General features: G+C 47.5%; 16 protein-coding genes. 10 read left to right on the top strand and 6 right to left on the bottom strand.

Features of this window, described 5'->3' with window-relative positions; genetic code table 11:
• The first annotated feature begins 6 nt into the window (after positions 1 to 6).
• Both ctaD and J0L70_RS09170 read left to right on the top strand, forming a co-directional pair.
• On the top strand, positions 7 to 1,767 hold the full coding sequence (gene ctaD / locus J0L70_RS09175) for a cytochrome c oxidase subunit I (RefSeq protein ID WP_017290203.1): 1,761 nt from the start codon (positions 7 to 9) through the stop codon (positions 1,765 to 1,767).
• Between the two features lie 57 nt (positions 1,768 to 1,824).
• Positions 1,825 to 2,439, top strand: coding sequence for a cytochrome c oxidase subunit 3 (locus J0L70_RS09170; RefSeq protein ID WP_017290202.1), 615 nt, complete (start codon positions 1,825 to 1,827; stop codon positions 2,437 to 2,439).
• 55 nt (positions 2,440 to 2,494) lie between these two features.
• On the opposite strand, the gene J0L70_RS09165 is transcribed toward J0L70_RS09170, so the two are convergent.
• Positions 2,495 to 2,812 carry a hypothetical protein gene (locus J0L70_RS09165; RefSeq protein WP_287454147.1) on the bottom strand — a complete coding sequence of 106 codons (318 nt, stop codon included), beginning with the start codon at positions 2,810 to 2,812 and terminating at the stop codon, positions 2,495 to 2,497.
• Between the two features lie 206 nt (positions 2,813 to 3,018).
• Between J0L70_RS09165 and J0L70_RS09160 the strand changes: the two genes are divergently transcribed.
• From J0L70_RS09160 to J0L70_RS09150, 3 genes are all read left to right on the top strand, one after another.
• Positions 3,019 to 4,314 carry an efflux RND transporter periplasmic adaptor subunit gene (locus J0L70_RS09160; protein ID WP_287454146.1) on the top strand — a complete coding sequence of 432 codons (1,296 nt, stop codon included), beginning with the start codon at positions 3,019 to 3,021 and terminating at the stop codon, positions 4,312 to 4,314.
• A gap of 5 nt (positions 4,315 to 4,319) precedes the next feature.
• Positions 4,320 to 7,607, top strand: a complete 3,288-nt coding sequence (locus J0L70_RS09155; protein ID WP_353736628.1) for an efflux RND transporter permease subunit — start codon at positions 4,320 to 4,322, stop codon at positions 7,605 to 7,607.
• Positions 7,608 to 7,771: 164 nt separating this feature from the next.
• Positions 7,772 to 8,473: a response regulator transcription factor gene (locus tag J0L70_RS09150; RefSeq protein WP_316428379.1), complete on the top strand. Its 702-nt coding sequence runs from the start codon at positions 7,772 to 7,774 to the stop codon at positions 8,471 to 8,473.
• Between the two features lie 70 nt (positions 8,474 to 8,543).
• Here J0L70_RS09150 and J0L70_RS09145 read toward each other — a convergent pair whose 3' ends face one another.
• Both J0L70_RS09145 and J0L70_RS09140 read right to left on the bottom strand, forming a co-directional pair.
• Positions 8,544 to 8,930 (bottom strand): alr0857 family protein, encoded by a 387-nt coding sequence (locus tag J0L70_RS09145; protein ID WP_017290197.1) that lies wholly within the window; start codon positions 8,928 to 8,930, stop codon positions 8,544 to 8,546.
• An 87-nt stretch (positions 8,931 to 9,017) separates the two neighbouring features.
• Positions 9,018 to 9,281, bottom strand: a complete 264-nt coding sequence (locus tag J0L70_RS09140) for a hypothetical protein (RefSeq protein WP_287454145.1) — start codon at positions 9,279 to 9,281, stop codon at positions 9,018 to 9,020.
• A gap of 313 nt (positions 9,282 to 9,594) precedes the next feature.
• Between J0L70_RS09140 and J0L70_RS09135 the strand changes: the two genes are divergently transcribed.
• Together J0L70_RS09135 and J0L70_RS09130 are read left to right on the top strand one after the other, a co-directional pair.
• Complete coding sequence (locus J0L70_RS09135; protein WP_017290078.1) at positions 9,595 to 10,596, top strand: 30S ribosomal protein S1; 1,002 nt, start codon at positions 9,595 to 9,597, stop codon at positions 10,594 to 10,596.
• Positions 10,597 to 10,654: 58 nt separating this feature from the next.
• Entirely contained in the window at positions 10,655 to 11,377 is a 723-nt protein-coding gene (locus J0L70_RS09130; RefSeq protein ID WP_017290077.1) for an HAD family hydrolase, read from the top strand.
• On the opposite strand, the gene J0L70_RS09125 is transcribed toward J0L70_RS09130, so the two are convergent.
• The gene (locus tag J0L70_RS09125; RefSeq protein ID WP_017290076.1) at positions 11,363 to 11,773 is read right to left on the bottom strand and encodes a response regulator; all 411 of its coding nucleotides are present in this window, start codon (positions 11,771 to 11,773) and stop codon (positions 11,363 to 11,365) included. The two genes, J0L70_RS09130 and J0L70_RS09125, sit on opposite strands and share 15 nt — an antisense overlap.
• Before the next feature lie 389 nt (positions 11,774 to 12,162).
• Here J0L70_RS09125 and J0L70_RS09120 point away from each other — a divergent pair, with 389 nt between their 5' ends.
• From J0L70_RS09120 to J0L70_RS09110, 3 genes are all read left to right on the top strand, one after another.
• Positions 12,163 to 13,803 carry a peptidoglycan DD-metalloendopeptidase family protein gene (locus tag J0L70_RS09120; RefSeq protein WP_287454144.1) on the top strand — a complete coding sequence of 547 codons (1,641 nt, stop codon included), beginning with the start codon at positions 12,163 to 12,165 and terminating at the stop codon, positions 13,801 to 13,803.
• Positions 13,804 to 13,951: 148 nt separating this feature from the next.
• A complete protein-coding gene (locus J0L70_RS09115) occupies positions 13,952 to 14,155 on the top strand; it encodes a chlorophyll a-b binding domain-containing protein (RefSeq protein WP_017290074.1) in 204 nt (67 codons plus the stop codon).
• 253 nt (positions 14,156 to 14,408) lie between these two features.
• Positions 14,409 to 14,723 carry a hypothetical protein gene (locus tag J0L70_RS09110; RefSeq protein WP_268181058.1) on the top strand — a complete coding sequence of 105 codons (315 nt, stop codon included), beginning with the start codon at positions 14,409 to 14,411 and terminating at the stop codon, positions 14,721 to 14,723.
• A 67-nt stretch (positions 14,724 to 14,790) separates the two neighbouring features.
• Here the strand turns inward: J0L70_RS09110 and J0L70_RS09105 are convergent, their stop codons facing one another.
• Complete coding sequence (locus J0L70_RS09105; protein ID WP_287454143.1) at positions 14,791 to 15,921, bottom strand: hypothetical protein; 1,131 nt, start codon at positions 15,919 to 15,921, stop codon at positions 14,791 to 14,793.
• A 110-nt stretch (positions 15,922 to 16,031) separates the two neighbouring features.
• Positions 16,032 to 19,379, bottom strand: a complete 3,348-nt coding sequence (locus tag J0L70_RS09100) for a response regulator (protein WP_287454142.1) — start codon at positions 19,377 to 19,379, stop codon at positions 16,032 to 16,034.
• Positions 19,380 to 19,718: the final 339 nt, after the last annotated feature.

The raw sequence follows: 19,718 nt of genomic DNA, 5'->3' as shown, positions 1-19,718 counted from the left end.
TTTGTTATGACACAAGCAGCCGAATTTCAAGAACAAGCGAATCGCCCTGCTCACGGGCAAGAACCCGGAAACTGGCGACGCTACTTTAGCTTTAGTACCGATCATAAAGTGATTGGGATTCAATACCTGGTCACGACGTTTGCGTTTTACCTGATTGGCGGTGTGCTGGCAACGATGGTGCGAACGGAATTAGCAACTCCGGATTCGGATTTCGTGAGCCGCGAAGTTTATAACAGTTTGTTTACCGTTCACGCGACGGTGATGATCTTTTTATGGATTGTGCCAGCAGGAACAGGTGGCTTTGGCAACTATCTTGTTCCCCTAATGATTGGGGCGCGAGATATGGCGTTTCCTAGACTGAATGCGCTGGCGTTTTGGATCATTCCCCCGGCAGGGCTAATGTTGATGAGTAGCTTCCTCGTCGGTGCGCCGGAAGCAGGCTGGACAAACTATCCGCCGCTTAGTTTGATTACAGGCAAAGCGGGAGAAATGATCTGGATTCTCAGCGTGCTTCTACTGGGAACTTCATCAATTCTGGCTGCAATTAATTTTCTTGTCACGATTTGGAAAATGCGGGTTCCCGGCATGGGCTGGAATCAGATGCCGCTCTTTTGCTGGGCAATGTTCGCGACTTCGATTTTGGCGTTGATTGCGACTCCAGTTCTAGCGGGCGCTCTGATTTTGCTTTCGTTCGATGTGCTGATTGGGACTGCGTTTTTTAATCCCACGGGTGGCGGAGACCCGATCGTTTATCAGCATTTATTCTGGTTTTATTCTCATCCCGCTGTTTACATCATGATCTTGCCTGTGTTTGGCATGATCTCCGATATCATTTCGGTTCACGCTCGGAAACCAATTTTTGGCTATAAAGCGATCGCGTATTCTAGTCTGGCAATTTGTGGATTGGGCTTGATTGTTTGGGTTCACCACATGTTTACGAGTGGAACACCGCCCTGGATGCGGATGTTCTTTATGATCACCACCATGATTATTGCGGTTCCAACTGGGATTAAGATTTTTAGCTGGTTGGCGACGCTTTGGGGGGGCAAGTTGGACGGAAGTTCAGCGTTGCTGTTTGCAATGGGATTTATTTCTCTGTTCGTGGTGGGTGGTATTAGCGGCGTAATGGTCGCTTCTGTTCCATTTGATATTCACGTCCATGATACTTACTTCATTGTTGCTCACCTGCACTACGTTTTATTTGGTGGCAGTGTGTTTGGGCTATATGCCGGATTCTACCACTGGTTCCCGAAAATCACGGGACGAATGATGAATGAGACTTGGGGCAAGGTGCATTTTTGGCTCAGCTTTGTAGGCTTTAACTTAGCCTTTATGCCGATGCACAAATTGGGACTCGAAGGCATGAACCGCCGAGTGGCTGAGTACGATCCCAAGTTTGCGACGTTGAATTTGATTTGTACGATCGGGGCTTATTTGCTTGCAGTTTCAACCTTGCCGTTTATTGTCAATGCGACTTGGAGTTGGTTGCGGGGTGAGCCTGCGGGGGATAATCCTTGGCGGGGGTTGACCTTAGAATGGATGACAACCTCGCCCCCTCCGGTTGAGAATTTTGACGCTGATCCAGTCTTAGCGACAGGTCCGTATGACTATGGGATGGGTTCGCGATCGCAAGATGTGGATGTTCCATTTTCGGATGCGAGTGATCCTGCCTTGTCTGCTGGTCCAAGCTCAACTTTGAGAGCGAAACCTGATCCGGTGGTTGCCGCTGATCCGAGTGATCGAGGCACTGAAAGTCACAATCGCTAACGTCTGTCAGGATGGAAACTTTGCTTTTCATCCTTTGCCCTTTAATTGCTCAAAGCTATGACCACTATCGATCCTGCAAAAACTTCTCTCAACTATCATCACGAAGCTGCGGCAGAGGCACATCACGAGCATCCTGATCTGCGGATTCCAGGACTGATTGTGTTTTTGCTGGCAGAAGGCATGATTTTTCTGGGGCTGTTTATGGCGTATTTGGCATTTCGAGCCGTTACCCCGGTTTGGCCTCCAGAAGGAACTCCGAAACTGGAACTGTTACTGCCTGGAATCAACACAGCGATTCTGATTGGCAGTAGCTTTGTGATTCATAATGCGGATTCTTCGATTAAGAAGAATGATGTGAAAGGCTTAAGACTGTGGTTTGCGATTACTGCAGCGATGGGTGCTGTGTTTTTGGCGGGTCAGCTTTATGAGTACTTTCATCTAGAGTTCGGATTGAAGACGAACATTTTTGCAAGTACATTTTATGTTCTGACTGGGTTCCACGGGCTGCACGTTTGTTTTGGGCTGATTTTGATTCTGGCGGTGCTTTGGCGGTCGCTCAAACCCAACCACTACAATAGTGAAAAACATTTCGGAGTAGAAGCCGCAGAAATCTACTGGCACTTTGTTGATGTCATCTGGATTATTTTGTTTTTGCTACTCTATATTCTCTAGAGTTAGAACCCTAGTAAAAAGCGGATGTGGGTTTCTACATCCGCTTTTTGTTGGCTTACATCAGGGATTGCCCTGCTTGTGATAGAAGTTCGCCTAGCTGCTCGACCTTAACTGCGACATCTCCTGTTGCCTCAGATGCAGCTTCCGAAGTATCCTCGCCTAAATCACTTAGGATTTGAGCGATCGTAGACGTATCGCCCTCGGTTAACGCTTGTTTGAGATCCCCTAAGTCTTCTGCTAAGTCTGTGCCTTGAAGTTGTTGCTGCCAGCTTTCAATAACTGCGATCGCTTGCTCAACAGGGATCGCAGTTAATCCTTGCTGCAAGGCTGCGATCGTGGTGTCTACATCGATTGTTCTCAGTGAATCAGCCATGGTTCTCTTCCTAAAATCAAATTGTTTTACAGGTTTTGCCCACACCTCCTCGATTCTTGCAATCCTCCTTTAGAATTCGTCACTCTTTTGGAAGAAAGCGAATTTGCGTACCCCCAAGGCGAGTCATCAAGTTCAGCCTTTAGAAAGATTTATTTAGGGTGTAAATCATTAAAAATTGTGAACATGCTTTTTTATCTTTCAGACCTATGAGACTTTCGCTCCCTGCTCGCCTGACTCTGAGCTATGTCGGACTTGCCGGAGTGCTAGCACTAAGTAGCTGCAACTTGATCCCACCAGGGGATGCTCAGCAGCAGCCGAATGTTCAACAAAATCGAGGCGGTGCAGTTGCAGTCGATGCTGCGATCGCCGAAGTTGGCACATTGAACTCTGAACAGACTTATACGGGAACGACTCGACCTGCGAGAGAAGTCTCTCTGCGCGCCCAAGCTGAAGGGCGAATTACAGATATTACAGTTGATGTTGGGGATGCCGTGCAGGCGGGACAAGTCATTGCCAGATTAGACGGCTCGATCGCGAACTCAGCTGTTGCCCAAGCAGAGGCAGAAGTTGCAGCCAGAGAGTCAGAGGTTGCGAGCTTACAAGTGGATGTTGAAGAGGCTCGAACTCAAGTGGAACGTGCGCGATTAGAGTTAGCACAAGCGCGATCGGATTATCAACGGCAAGCCCAACTCTTCCGACAAGGTGCAGTCTCAGAGCAGACGGCAGAAACAGCAAGAACTCGGGTTGGCACAGCCGAGCAAGCTTTGCGATCGGCAGAGAAACAGGTAGGGACTCGCCAGCAGGCAGTTGCGGCATCGGCGAGACGGATTACGGCTCAGCAAGCTGTGGTCGAGCAAGAGCGGGAGCGGCAGTCTTACAGTGTATTAACTTCTCCGGTCACCGGATCTGTTTTGGCACGTCCGACTGAACCCGGAAATTTAGCGCAAGCCGGAGTCGAGGTCGTGAGATTGGGCGATTTTAGTCAAGTGAAAGTCGAAGTTCAGGTTTCGGAATTGGAACTCGCTCAGATTCGAGTGGGACAAGCAGCCCAGGTGCGATTAGATGCACTCCCAAATCAGACTTTGAATGGGAGAGTCACCCGCATTGCGCCTGTAACCCAGTCCCGCGCTCGATTGATTCCGGTTGAAGTCACGATTCCAAATACGACAGGGCAGATTAGCAGCGGATTGCTCGCGCGAGTGAATTTTCAGCAGCAGCAAGGTCAGAGAATTGTTGTGCCTGAAACTGCAACTCAGATTGGAACAAAACCGCAGCAGAATCGGCAAAATCAGTCTCAACCCAAGACTGCGACGATCTATGTTGTGACTCGATCGGGGGAACAAGCCAGTGTAAGCCCTAGAGAGGTGCAACTGGGCGAGCGTGCAGATGGGCAGGTTGAGGTTCTCTCTGGATTAAAGCCGGGTGAATCTTTTGTTGTTCGCAGTAGTGGCGAGTTGAAAGCAGGCGCACCAGTACGATTGAGCTTTTTATCACGAGAATAGAATTCATGTCCATGCAGCACCTTCCTCAACGCAGTAGTTTTAGTATTAGCGGTCTTTCAATTCGGCAACACATTGGCACATTGATGCTGACGTTGTGTGTTGTGGTCATTGGTGTGTTCTTTTTGAATTCGATTCAAGTTGATCTTTTACCCTCGATTACCTATCCCAGAATTGGTGTGCGAGTGAATGCTCCTGGCATTTCGCCTGATGTTGCAGTCGATGAAGTGACAAGACCTCTAGAGGAAGCGCTCTCAACAACAGAGGGTGTGGTTCAAATCTATTCTCAAACTCGTGAAGGGCAAGTGAGTTTGGATTTGTTTTTTCAGCCGGGAGGCAACATTGATCAGGCTTTAAATGATGCTACGGCTTCATTTAACCGGGCACGAGGGAACTTACCCGATACGATCGAAGAACCCAGGCTTTTCAAAGTCGATCCTTCTCAGCTTCCGGTTTATGAATTAGCACTGACTTCTGACTCAATTCAGTCTTCTCAGTTGCGGATTTTTGCGGATGAAGAACTAGCGCGAGAATTAGGAGTCGTACAGGGGGTTGCAGCCGTTGATGTCTCGGGGGGTGTCGAAGAAGAAGTACGCGTGATTGTTGATCTCAATCGGCTGCAAGCTTTAGGAATTGGATTAAATGATGTTTTAGATGAGTTAGAGCAGACGAATCGCGATATTTCAGGAGGACGGATTTTAGGTAATCGATCCGAGCCGTTGACTCGAACGATCGGTCGATTTGCCAATGCTCAAGAGATTCGCAATCTATCCTTTGAAGTCAATGATTCTCAGCCTGTTACAACTGACGCGCAAGCGACAACACAAGCTCCAGGCATATCCCAACGGGTTTATCTGAGAGACTTTGCAGAGATAATTGATGGAACGCAGCAGCAACGAGTTTTTACAGTGTTGAATGGCAAAGATGCTGTGAAAGTGAGTATCCAGAAACAACCGGATGCCAATACGATTCAAGTGGTCGAAGGTGTGAAAAAGAGAATTGAAGAATTACGGCAGTCAAACGTCATTCCTCAAGATGCTCAACTTTTACCAACTTTAGATGAATCTATTTTTATTCAAAATTCAATTTCCAATGTGACCAGTTCAGGCTTGATCGGGGCAGCATTAGCAGCCGTTGCAGTATTACTATTTCTTGGTTCATTGCGGCAGACCTTGATCATCGTGTTGTCGATTCCTCTGGCAACTTTGGCTGCAATTATCTTAATGCGATTGTTTGGATTATCCTTAAACGTTTTCAGCTTGGGCGGTCTAGCGCTTGGGGTGGGAATTGTCGTGGATAACTCGATCGTCATGTTAGAAACAATCTCTGATAATTTAGGAGCTGGTTTTGGCACGAGTTCTCGCAGTCATTTAGGGAAAGAAGAAATCATTGAGCAATCGATCGCAGGTGGGCAATCTGTCGAATCAGCTTTAGTTGCTTCAACGAGTACAAACTTGGTTGCGGTGTTACCGTTTCTGCTGATTGGTGGATTCATTGCGCTATTGTTCAATGAATTGATCTTGACGATTAGTTTCTCGGTTGCCGCATCGATTTTAGTTGCGGTTACAGTTGTCCCAATGGCAACTTCGCGGTTGCTAGCAATTCGTTACTCCAGCGGAGTTGGGCGATTTTGGCTGCTTCGAGAATTCAACCGAAGATTTGAAGCGGCAACTGCGGGATATGGGCGATTGCTCGATCGAGTCCTACGCAATCGCTTTTTAGTCATTGGATTTGCCTTTCTGATCTTTGGTGGCAGTAGTTTATTTGCAGTCAGTCGCATTCCCCAAGAGATCCTGCCTCGCATCAACACGGGACAAGCAAATATTTTTGCTCAATTTCCTCCTGGTACTCCGCTCGAAACGAGCCGCAGAGTCATGAAAGCAGTCGATGAACTGCTGCTCAATCAACCTGAGACGGAATACGTGTTTACGACAGTGGGAGGTTTTCTATTTGGAAGTAATACCAGTGAAAATCCACTCCGAGCTTCCAGTAACATTACGCTGAAGCAGAACACGAACGTTGAAAAGTTTGCAGAAAAGATGAACCAGGAGTTTCGCAAACTCAATTTAGTAGATATCTTGCTGCGAATTAGTCCTGGGCAAGTGCGGGGCTTGATTTTGAATAATTCTCCAGTTCGAGGTGCCGAAGTAGATGTAATTCTGCAAGGTGAGAACACTGAATTACTAGAACAGACAGGGCGACAGCTAGTTGGCAGGCTTTCTCAAGCAAAACTCGCCCGGTATCGCCCGGATACAGATGAGCGTCAACCTGAAATCCAAATTCGCCGCGATCGCGAACGTGCCGCCGCTCTCGGACTCAATACACAGGATATCGGAGAAACGATTCAAACTGCGATCGAAGGAACAACTCCAACGCAAATCCAAAGGGGGAATCGGCTTGTCGATGTTCGAGTCGAACTGAATGAAAACTTAATCGATCGACCTTCTAAAATTGGGCAGATTCCTCTGTTCACTGACAACAATGAATTAGTTCGACTCAGCGATGTAGCGCAGATCGAAAACGGACAAGCACCCGGGCAAATTCAACGCATCAATCAGCGACAGGTATATCAAATCGCGGGGACTTTGAATGATGGGGCAAGCTTAGGGGCAGCCCTAAAAGAAGTTGACGAAATTCTGCAACAATTTCAGATGCCTGAAGGAATCAGTCGCTTGCCAAGTTCGGCTGCTGAAAGTAATCAACAGATTCAATCTGCTTTGCCGTTATTAGGCGGGTTAGCTGCTTTTCTGGTCTTTGTAGTCATGGCAGTTCAGTACAATTCGCTGATCGATCCGCTGGTGATTATGTTCACGATTCCGCTAGCGCTAGCAGGTGGGATTTTAGGATTGTTTGTTACGCAAACTGCGATCGGAGCAACGGTGATTGTTGGTGCAGTACTGCTGGTTGGGATTGTCGTGAATAATGCGATCGTCATGGTGGAACTTGCCAATCAAATTCGAGAGCGAGAAGGCATCGATCGACGATCAGCAATCCTGCGTGCTGCTCCTCAACGCTTAAGACCGATTCTGATGACGACAATTACAACCGTGCTAGGGATGTTTCCGTTAGCATTGGGACTTGGGCAAGGTGGAGAATTTCTACAGCCGTTAGGAATCGTCGTCTTTTCTGGGTTGTCATTGGCGACACTTTTAACCTTGTTTATCATTCCGTGCTTCTATGTTCTGTTACATGATCTCATCGGTGGGTTTCCCCCCAAACTCAGAAAATCACGGCACTCTTCCAAATCGCGCGATCGCGTTCAACCGCTCATTCCAAAAACCTCTGAAGAAACCTAATAAATAGAAATTAATTTGGTTTTAAATCGCGCTTAACCTTGTAAAGCCATAAAGTTGCTTATTGTAAGAATTGGTTCAGTGCATCGTATCGTCTGATCGATTGCAGCAGAACCGATGTTACTTGGTTATTTATGCGATCGTCCGGCTCCGGATTCTCTTTCAGTTTGTCTCAAGCGCGTATTTTAGTCGTCGATGATGATGAAGCCATTCTTGAAGCTCTGACTCCTACTCTCACACAAGAAGGCTATGGGGTAGTAACGGCGAATAATGGGCTACAAGCCCTGGAATTGATGCGCGCTCCAAAAACTGAGGAATCAGCGATCGACCTACTCGTTTTAGATTTGATGCTCCCTGGAATCAGTGGGCTAGATATCTGTCGAATGTTACGGCAGGAAGGCAACACGATTCCGATCCTGATTCTGAGCGCGAGAGGAAGCGAGACTGATATTGTCGTTGGCTTAGAGGTAGGGGCAGATGATTATCTGACCAAGCCTTTTGGCATTCGCGAATTAATTGCACGCTGTCGGGCATTGCTAAGACGACGATCGCATCTTCAACCTGAAGAACAGCCCACCTTGCAGCATGGGGAAATCACACTCTATTTGCAGGAGTATCGCGTCACGATCGAGGGGCGAGAAATTAATCTCTCTCCTAAAGAGTTTTCGTTGCTCGAACTGTTTATGAACAATCCGCGTCGTGTTTATTCTCGCGAACAACTCTTAGAACAGATCTGGGGAATGAGCTATCTGGGAGATTCTAAAACCGTCGATGTGCATATCCGATGGCTCCGAGAAAAAATAGAACTTGATCCAAGTTCACCTCGCTACATCATGACAGTGCGAGGATTTGGCTATCGATTTGGATGATTTTGCGCAGGAACTAGTGCGGAACGAGGAGAAAAGCCGTTTTCTCCTCGTTCTTTCACTCTCCATTTCGTCAAACTAATGGCGAAACCTGCAACTGAGTCGCTTCCCAAAGTTTGTAGACAAAGAACTCGATTCGATCGCCTAACGCAGTTACAAACATTCCAGAATGTGCGTCTGCTGTGTCTGCGATCCAGCTTCCTTGAACACTCACTTCCACAAACCCATCATCCACGGGCACGATCGACACCATTGCTGCCCGTTCCAAGCGCACCATTTTTTCTAACTCTGCAAATCCTGGTGCATGGACTGACAGCAAAAATGCCGCACGGCTCGGCTCAACATGCAGCGTTTGACCTAATCTCATCGCCAAAGTTACCCGTCCAGCTACTAAGGTTTCCAGAGAAATCGTCACCCGTTCCAAGTGCAATCCAAATTCGGTATAAGTGAGCTTTAACATGCGTTGCTCCATTTGAAATTGGCAAAAAATAAACCCCCGTCTCAGTCTCTTGAGCGGGGGTAATCAGAAAAGCTCTGATGTGCTAACTCATACTGGCGTTCGACTACAACGCCACCCGCTGTCGATTCGGTCTAGATTAAATTTCTCGTCGCTAATATAAATTTCAGCTCTGCGATCGCTCCGGAGAATCTCTGTCCCCAAGCCGCCGCTGATATTGCCTAAGATTTGTCCTAGCAAGGTCGCGACCGGATTCGCTCCTGACGGCTGTTGCATGGCCACACCCAATTTGCCCCACAGCTGTGGGCGCAGTTTGGAGACATGGCAGTGGCGCAACGAAGTAGGACGAATCATATTCCTCAATGAAAAATTTCCTTTTTACATACTACAAGCGTAGTATGAAATTGTCCATACCTTTTCGGGGAATTTTGCGAAAAAAATCTGATTTCAACTGCCAAAGCGCACAAAAAATCGATGGCAAGAACTTGAGAAACAGCGATCCGGTTGTTCTCAAATTGAGTTATGATGTTGCTTCTGTACACTTAGTAAATGCGTCTAAATCGATCAAGTCGCAACTTGGTCGAAGGTGTAGGCTGCACATCATTCGATATGTGCGTTGCATCGAGAGGAGGCAAATTTTAGCGGAGACAACTGGGAAACGTTTAGCATGACCAATCAGAACACTTTAGCAATGGATGTTGGTTTTACCCACGAAGATTTTGCGGCTCTACTGGATAAGTATGACTATCACTTCAGTCCTGGAGATGTAGTTGCAGGAACCGTATTCAGTCTGGAGCCGAGAGGCGCTCTGATTGATATCGGTGCGAAAACGGCAGCTTATATTCCCATTCAGGAGATGTCAATTAACCGGATTGATGCTCCTGAAGAAGTCTTACAGTCTAACGAGACTCGCGAGTTTTTCATCTTGGCTGATGAAAATGAGGATGGGCAGTTGACCCTCTCGATCCGCCGCATAGAGTATATGCGGGCATGGGAACGGGTTCGCCAACTTCAAGCAGAAGACGCGACTGTGCGATCGCTGGTATTTGCCACGAATCGAGGCGGTGCGCTGGTTCGGATTGAGGGCTTGCGTGGATTTATTCCCGGATCTCACATCAGTACCCGCAAACCCAAAGAAGATTTAGTGGGTGAAGAATTGCCCCTGAAATTCTTAGAAGTGGACGAAGAGCGCAACCGTCTAGTTCTCAGCCATCGTCGTGCGTTAGTTGAACGCAAGATGAACCGCCTAGAAGTGGGCGAAGTCGTCATCGGAACGGTACGCGGCATCAAGCCGTATGGTGCATTCATCGATATCGGTGGAGTCAGCGGTCTGCTGCACATTTCCGAAATCTCTCACGATCACATTGATACGCCGCATAGCGTGTTTAACGTCAATGATGAAGTGAAAGTGATGATCATTGATCTGGACGCTGAGCGCGGTCGGATTTCGCTTTCGACCAAGCAACTTGAGCCAGAACCCGGCGATATGGTGAAGAACCCGCAAGTCGTGTATGACAAGGCTGAAGAAATGGCAGCGAAGTATCGCGAGAACATGAAGCAGCAACAGCAAGGCGCTCCGGCTGCGCTGGAACTCCCAGTCGCTGAAGAAGTTCCGGTTGCACTGGAAGAAGTCGAGGAAATTCCTGACGCGACGGAAGATGTCGAATAATTTCAGTTGAATTGAAACCTGTAGAGAGGGAGAAATCCCTCTTTTTTATTACACAGTTATGGCGACAATTTTCTGTAATGGTGTGCAGTTTGATGGAATCAATGCCATTCTCTTTGACAAAGATGGCACTCTGTCAAATTCTTACCAATTTCTACAGTATCTCGGTGAAAAACGCGCAGATTGTATTACAGCGATCGTTCCCAATCTCAAGCCTTCAATCCTGACTACCTTCGGATTCGAGCAACATAATCTCAATCCCTCGGGACTACTTGCCGTCGGAACTCGCGAAGAAAATGAAATCGGGATCGCGGCTCTGATTGCTCAAACGGGCTATGACTGGATCGCAGCCAAAGCGATCGCCCAATCGAGCTTTCAACTTGCCGATCAGCAGCTTCCACGAAAAGCACCGCTAACTCCCCCGTTTGAAGGCATTGTGGAATTACTAGAATCGCTCACATCACTCAAACTTGGAGTTCTTTCCAGCGATAGTACCGACAATATTCAAGAGTTTGTAGATCACTACAAACTCTCCAATTATTTCCAGACGATCATCGGAGCGCAAGTAGGAATCAGTAAACCGAATCCAGCCCTCCTGACTCTTGCTTGTCGATCGCTGAAAGTTGAGCCTCACAGGACGTTAATGATTGGAGACACGCTTGCTGATGTCCGGTTGACCCGGCTTTCAATCGGTGTGACCTGGGGTGGAAGTGCGGTTGCTCAACTTGCAGAAGCTGGTGCGATCGCTCATCAACCTGCAGAAATTCGATTAACTCACACTTGAGTAGGAATGCGCTGAAGATGGATAAGCATGAGTGTATTTTGCAACTTTATCTAACAGCTCATCAAAGTCAACGGGCTTACGAATTAAATCGTTCGCACCGATCTCTATATACGGCATTTGTTCACACTCATCGTGTGCTGTCAAAAACACGATCGGCAATTCAGCAAAGCGTTCATTTTGACGAACCCGTTGCGTCACCTCATACCCATTTAGCTCTGGCATCATAATGTCTAGCAAAACTAAATCAGGATCGGTATCGTTAATCTTCTCAAGTGCACTCTTGCCGTTCAAAGCAGTTTCAACAGTATATCCTTCAGACTCCAAGACAGTCTGGAGCAGAAATACATTATCTGCAACATCGTCTACGACAAGAATACGGTGGTGACTGGTTAGCATGATCTTAAAAGGCGGCTTTTTAAAGAAAAGTGGTTGATATAGATGGGAACCCATCCTACATATATGGGTTTTCTAGAAGACATCGCTCTAGCTACAGACAGAGATCTATGATGAATTTTGAAACTTGAATAACTTCTGTATTCCGTCTAATCACGATATGGTTTATGACTCAGTGAACCAAACTAATTCTCATCGTCGATCGGCTGAATAAGTTTGCAACCGATAACAAAGGTTACTCAATTCATATGATGAATTTCCGTAATTTTGTCAAAGATCGTATGAAGACGAAGTGAAGAAATACGCATTCTTCATCGAAATTGTTCTTTTTTTCCTGAAACCTCCGCAGAAATGCGTACTAGCTGGATGTCCCTCCATCGGCTGATTTCTGTATGTTAGAACTCATCCCTACGCTACTTGCTCAACAATCAAAGCAAGTAGCGCCCCCGGCACAACCGATCGAGACCCCTGCTCAGACGCAAACAAAAGCTGCCTCTGCTGCTCCTGTAGAGGTGGCTCCTGCAGTAGCAACTCCAGAACCTATCGTTGTTCCTGCTGCGTTGGTAACTTCACCGAAACCGCTTGAGATTCCGCAACCTGCCCCATCAAATTCTGGTTCTGTTCAAGCGGATTCTGCTGCTCCTCAAGTTGCGACTTCCCCGATTCCACTCCCTCCAGTTCCCCTCAAACGACAACTTGCCCCCCAACCTGCAAATTCTCAGATCCAAACCCCATCTACAGCCGTTAAAAAACCAACAACTCCAAAACCAGTTGACAAACCTAGCGCGAAAGCCCCTTCAGGACTACCGCAGCTCTCACAGCAGAATTCAGCGCTGAATTCTACATCAGCCCAACCTGAAGCGAATTCTTCTGCGGCATCTGCGATCGACATTCCCGTTCCAAAAGTGTTTCCAAAATCTACCGCCTCAAATCTTCAGCGCCAGCTCTTAGAACAACGTCTTGCCGATATCGTGGCAAAAGATCGAGCTGCAAAACAAGCTCAACAAGCGCAAGCACAAACTCAACAAAGAGATAAGCTTGTTTCGCGTGCTTATGACTATGCAGCGCAGCGCCAGTATGCACAAGCAAGAAAGCTGCTACAAAATCCGACGATTTCGGCAGATGTGCGATCGCAGATTCTGAATAATATCAATGCGTTAGAAGCTGCAAACCGCGCAGTTAGTCTTCCGCCTGTAAAACCGTCAACAGTCGCCAAGCCAGTTCCGCCTGCTCGAACTGTGACTGCACAAAAACCACCCGCCATCTTTAGAGGAGTTCCATCGATTACTGGACCTTCACAACAAACGATTACGATTCGAGTTCCACAAGTTGTTAAGTCTTTGCCAGTTCAGCGGCGCGCGATTGCAGCGAACAATCTCCCTGCTAAGCCCATTGCCAAAGAGAGTTCTGACTCATCCTATATTGATCAAATTGGCAGCTCTGTCGATCGAACTAGCAGTTCTGTGGATCAAATGAACACTGCGAAAGATCTCCAAGCATTCAATCGCACTTTACCGAAGCCTACGTCGCGCGACCAGCTGGTTTATCCGCTGCCTGACCCGGTTTCTGTCACCTCTAGATTTGGATGGAGACGGCATCCGGTCACAGGCGTGCGTCGTTTCCATGCTGGAGTCGATCTCGGTGCAGGTCAAGGAACACCGATTATTGCCTCGCATTCAGGACGAGTCACAGCCGCCGATCGCATGGGGGGCTATGGGCTAGCTGTGGTGATGGAACAGCCAAACGGATCGCAAGACACGCTCTACGCCCATATGTCGCAAATCTTAGTTCGTCCAGGTCAACGGATTGAGGCTGGAACTGTGATTGGACGTGTTGGAAGTACTGGGCTTTCTACGGGACCTCATCTGCATTATGAAGCACGCCAGAAGACCAATTCTGGCTGGACTCCAGTTGATCCAGGTGGGCAACTAGAAGCAGCACGAGTTCGATTAGTGCAGGCGCGTCAACTCAATGCTCAAGCTCCTACTCAGAATTTGCAATCTGCACTTCCCAGTTCAAATCGAGGCGTGTAGAACTCACTGCGTCAGCACAAGGTACAGAGTAGCTCTAGAAAAGCTCTATCATCGGTCGGACTACTAGCTTCGACCCATAGATGTAAGGCAAACTGCGATCGCGCCTTTATCTTAGAAGTATAGAGAAACGAAATTTGGAGCTACTACAATGCAAACACGAAATAGCACTGATTTACCGCCTGTTGCTACCGAGTACAACGGCAAAGACCGGAATGCCTTTCTATTTGGCTGGAATCCTCAAGCTGAACTTTGGAATGGTCGCCTTGCCATGATTGGATTTTTAGCTTATCTGTTGTGGGATATTGCAGGTTTTAGTGTTGTCCGCGATATTTTGCACTTAGTAAGCTATTAATTTCTGAACTGCGCTTGTTGAATTGCAAATAAGAATACTGCCCTAAACTTTGATTGAAGTTTAGGGCAATTTTTTGTCATCATTCTGCGGAGTGATTATTTGCGCACATTTGTATCTATTAGCTTAGAAGCATCATTGAATGATTGAGCAATACGCAAAATAATTAACAGAACTTGTTACATTTAAGCGATAAATCAGAAACTCAGCCCTTACAATATGAATGAATTAACGAAGTAATAATCTTGAGACGCATATGGTAGATAGAAAATCTAATGCGGCAGTCAAAGTAAAAACAACGATGCTTGATCAAGCGGCATCCTTACTGGATGAACTGCCCGAAAAACCTGAAGCGACAGTTTCTCTCCGACAAGCGATCGAACTTTTACAAGACGATCTTCGGACTTCACTCGATAAAGGATATGGCTATGAAGAACTTGCTGAAGTCCTAGCAAAACAAGGAATAGAGATCAGTCCGTCTACATTGAAGCGTTACCTAGCTTTAAGCCAAAGAGATTCAGGTCGTCCGCGACGTAGACGGACTCGAAGAGCAAAAATAGAGAATGAGTAGCTGTTCGGGATAGAAAGATGGCGAGCAAATTGCCACCTTTCTTCTCTAATCGATAAGTATTGCTGCTTTAATTATTAATTGCAATGCGAAGCGTAACTATTCTAGATGTTCCTTCAGTAGTTGGTTTACCGGGAGCAGAGGGTCTTACCTCTACATTAAATAGACTAATTGCTTTGTCCGGATTCACAAGATCTGGAGACGTGAGTAGCGCTAGAACAAGACCATCTGCTTCTTCCCGTGGAAGTTTTGCGAGAGCAGGACTGTCTGGCATATTCTTGGCATTCAGCACTGTACCATCTACATTGCGAATCTCGACTGCGACTGTAAAAACTAGCTCAGGGCTTAACGCTCTCCTCATTTCAGGCTCTAGTATTAGCGAGATTTGGGGAATCTGTGACTGTCTAAAGGTAACAACATTATTCTTACTGTCATCCTGTAATTCACTTCGATCAGGCTCAATATTTGATATCACACCAGAGATAGCACCTTCTACCCCAGTCGCATTTCTATTGTCTCCCGGATTAGGGGCAGGAAGAGGATTGTTAGATCTGACTGGATCAGACGGAGGCTTAGGATTGTTGTCAGGTAATGCTGGGTTGGAAGGCTGTGGATTTGAAGAGTTTGGAGGGTTTGGATCAGAAGCGTTTCTTGTGGTCGTAGGAGAGTTGTTAGGGGCAGTTGGATTTGTTTCAGGATTAGAGGAGCCAGATGTGGGATTTGAAGAATTTGACTTGGGGCGTGTTGTAGGATTGCGATTCGCTCGGGGTGAATTTAAGGACGAATTATTAGCAGCAGGACGCTGATCTAGCTGTGTTGATTGAACTGGATCAGGTTGGGGTAAATTTTCGGGTTGTGTTGGCGTTGGCGCAGTCTGACGAGTGAAATTCTGAATTGAAGATGACCCAGACTGCTCAGAATTTGCTGCGTCAGGAGCAGCTTTCGTAACAGTGCCATTTTCTGCGCCAGTTGTAGAAGGTGTGATCGCTCGTTTCAAAGGGGGTGCATTCGGATCGATTTCAATAAAATCGAGAGGTGCTTGAGAACCACCCCCCGCACGGCTTTCTGCGGATTGGCTCAGATACCAGCGTCCGACTAAAAGCAAAACAAGATGCAGCGCAAGCGAACCTGCTAAAACCGAAAGCCATAGCATCGGAGACTCTTGCGATCGCGATCGAGAATTGGAAAGAGAAAACGCCATGCTGAACACTTACCCACACAAAGAGCCACGGGGATCACTCCTAATATCCTAGCTTTTCGTCTGGAATCGGGAGGAATTAGTTCCGAACATGGCTCATTTTTCCGGCGATTTTAGTGATGTGTCGGAACTGCGTCAGGGTAAGGGCTGACCGAGAAGGTTAGAACTGTTTCATCTACTCCCTTCAGCTTGAGCGGACTTTCTTTGGTGATGTTATCTTCATCAACGTAATCTGCTACTGCTGCGGAAATGAGAATCGCACCCGGAGCCGCTGCTTCTTGCAGTCGAGCTGCAATATTGACACTTGGACCAATTGCCGTATAGTCCGATCGCTCTTCGCCGCCAAACATTCCCACCACAGCCGTTCCTTGGTGAATTCCACAGCGGAACTGAACGCGATCGATCCCTTGTGCCATCCACTGGTTATTCAGATTGTCCAGAATACTGTACATTTCTCGAGCCGTTGCGATCGCACGTCGAACCTGTTCATTAGGGGTGAGTTCTTCTGGCGCACCAAAAATCGCCAAAATTGCATCGCCCATAAATTTATCGACTGTCCCGCCGTTGTTAAACACGCAGCGAGTCATTGCGGTCAGATACTCATTCAGGAGTTCTGCAACTCGCCGCGATCGCAATGTGTTCGAGAGTTGCGTGAAACCGACAATATCGCTAAATAGAACCGTGATCATGCGAGGTTCAGGACGCAAATCGAGGGTTAATTCACCCTGAGCCGCCCGTTTGACTAAGGTTTGTGGCAAGAAACGACTCAAGACCGAATCTGTCAGATAAGAATTGATGCGCGAGACGCGCTGCTCGTTTTCTTTGAGTGCTAGTAAATTTCGCACTTCCGCTAACAATTCTCGATCGTTGAATGGCTTCGACAAATAGGCATCTGCACCGCGTTCGACTCCTTCAAGTCGCGTGTCTTCATCCGCTTTGGCAGTTAGCAAAACGATGGGAGTGCCTTTGAGATCGTCTTGAGCACGGATCATCCGAATCATGTCTAGACCTGACACAATCGGCATCATTAAATCAGTCACAATCAACGATGGACGATGGGTCTTGACCTGTTCAAACCCTTCTGCCCCATTCCGGGCAGTCAAAACGGTATAGCCTTGACCTCTGAGAATGCCAGAGACATACGAGCGTAGATCTGGATTATCATCCACAACGAGCACTCTCGCATGGTTTTCACCGACCTCAAGAATGGGTTCAGGTTCGTAATCTTCTTGAAGTTCGACTTCAATATCCGCTAGTTCGACCGCTGCTCGATTTGCCTGAAGTTCGTGCTGAGCATGGCTGACTTGCTCTGGAGGCAAATGCTCTGCACCGGAGTGTAAGTCGATCGTGAATGTTGTGCCTTGTCCATAGGTCGAATCCACGTTGATCTGACCGCTATGCAGTTCGACTAATTCTTTGACGAGAGCTAATCCTAGACCTGTCCCTTCAAAGCTGCGGTTTTCTGAACCTTCAGCCTGACGGAATCGCTCAAATAGATGGGGGATTTGGTCTTCTCGAATACCGATGCCGGTATCGCGCACTTTTAAGCGACAGCGATCGTCGATCATTTCTAGCGATACACTAATGCTCTGTCCTGCGGGCGTAAATTTCATCGCATTCGAGAGCAGGTTGTACAGCACTTTGTCAAACTTCTCTAAATCGAGATACACAGGAGCACAAGGCTCTAATTGAGTGATCAGGCTCAGCCCTTTCTTTTCGCAGTAAGGACGGAACGTGTCTACGATTTGGCTGACAAATTCTACTAAGTCACATGCCTGGAATTTCGGCTGCATCCGTCCTGCATCTAAGCGCTGGAGATCGAGCAGTTGATTGACCAATCGCAGGAGTCGGCGAGAGTTTCGCAATGCGATCGCCGATTGTTCGGCAGACAGTCCTTGACCTGTGGCGACTGCGCTTTCCAGTGGACCGACCATTAAAGTCAAAGGAGTGCGAAATTCGTGCGAAATGTTTTGGAAAAACTCGGTCTTTTGCTGATCGAGTTGCAGGAGTTTTTCGGCTTGCTGCCGCGTGGTTTGGTAGAGCCGAGATTGTTGAACTGCGATCGCGGCTTGTGATGCAACGGATTGAGCGAGCTGAATTTCAGAGGATTGCCAATTGCGAGTGCGATGGTTTTGGCGGAGTGAAATACTACCGATAATTTTGCCATCTGCAATTAAGGGCACAACGAGCAAGGCCCGGGCAGGAGTCCGAAATTCTGAAATATTGAATTGTGGATGCTGCTTCAAATCGCTGAGAACGATCGGCTGCTGCGTGACGATCAATTGCTTCAGAACGGGATTGCCTTCAATAGGAACCGAAGATTGCGGCAGGTGAGATTCTGGGGGAGTCTTGTGTTCCCAACTTGAATCATGGAGTCCCACACATTGCACAAATTCGTCGCCTTCTTTCCACAGTGAAAGCGCGCAACCATCGACTTGTAAGCCTTGCCCCAGTTGTTGAGTAATGGCGGCAAAGATTTCTTGGGGATCGAGGCTCGATCGAATAGCGGTTGTAATGGTATTGATCAAGGCTTCTCGCTTGGCTAAAGCGCGAACTTGCTCGTATGCATGGGCTTGCGAGAGTGCGAGTGCGGCTTGATCAGCAACCGCGTGAATTAGATCGACTTCTTCAGGTTGCCAAATGCGGCTTTTTCCAGATTCATGCAGTGCGAGCACGGCGATGAGTTTCTGTTGGCAGATCAGCGGAACCATGAGAGTTGAGTGAATGTCTGCGTCTGCGTAAGCTGCATGACGAGTGGGATCTTCCTCGATCCGATCGCAGACTTGAACATCTGGAATGACTTCGACTTCGTAAGTTTCCCAAATTGTGGGGACGAGATTGGGCTGTGGCAGTTCCGGATGATTCCAGTAGGTGAAGCTATTTTCCTGAATTTCGCCGTCTTGAAAGGGACAGACGATCGCACCACTTACACCAAAATTTTTGCCAATGGTCTCGACGATCGTTTGCAGAATTTCGTCATAACTCAATGCGCTCCGAATGGTGCTAGTGACTGCATTGAGTAGCGATTCACGCTGAAGGGTGCGCCGGAGTTCTTCGGTGCGGGTTCTTAATAGGGTATGCGTATCGATCGCGCTTTTAACAACGTCGCGCAGCTCCAAATCGCTCCAGGGCTTCGTGACGTATTTGAAGACTTTGCCGGAGTTGATGGCTTCGACGAGATCTTCAACATCGGTATAGCCTGTGAGAATAATCCGGATAATGTCCGGATACTTAGTAGCAGTGAGGCTCAGGAACTCTGTCCCACTCATCATGGGCATTCGTTGATCTGAAATGATCACCGCGACATCGCCTTCTTTCTCAAGAATATCAAGTGCTGTGGGACCATTTTCTGCCCGCAAAACTTTAAATTCTCGATAAAATGTTCGGTAGAGAAGATCGAGATTATCCGGTTCATCATCGACGACGAGCAATTTCTGCTTTTGAATGTCACGAGATTTCATGTGCCAGCTGCCAACCTGCTATGGAGTGCGCCCAGTAAAAGACTTTACGATTGGGCTGGAACTACGTCAGTTCAGGGAACGTTCTAACGCAGTTCGCTTTAGTAAAGTTGCCCTCGATCAGGGAATTTCTAACGTCTTTGCTCATAATCCGTGTGATTTAAATCGCAAAAGATGGGGATCGTGATCAGGGCTTGTGGTGTTGGTGATCAGCAGAAATACAAAGGAATTGTGAAGAGTCCTATCCGCGAATAATAAAGTTGCCCCCTGCCCGTAGCGGATCTGAAAAAAATAATCAGACTTGCTACACTAGCGGTATGATGTGTCTGATCATCCATTGAC

The organism is Leptolyngbya sp. UWPOB_LEPTO1 (assembly GCF_017302695.1).
Classification (GTDB): domain Bacteria; phylum Cyanobacteriota; class Cyanobacteriia; order Leptolyngbyales; family Leptolyngbyaceae; genus Leptolyngbya; species Leptolyngbya boryana.
Note: the sequence above shows the minus strand (reverse complement) of the source record. Positions and strands in the feature narration are given on the sequence as shown.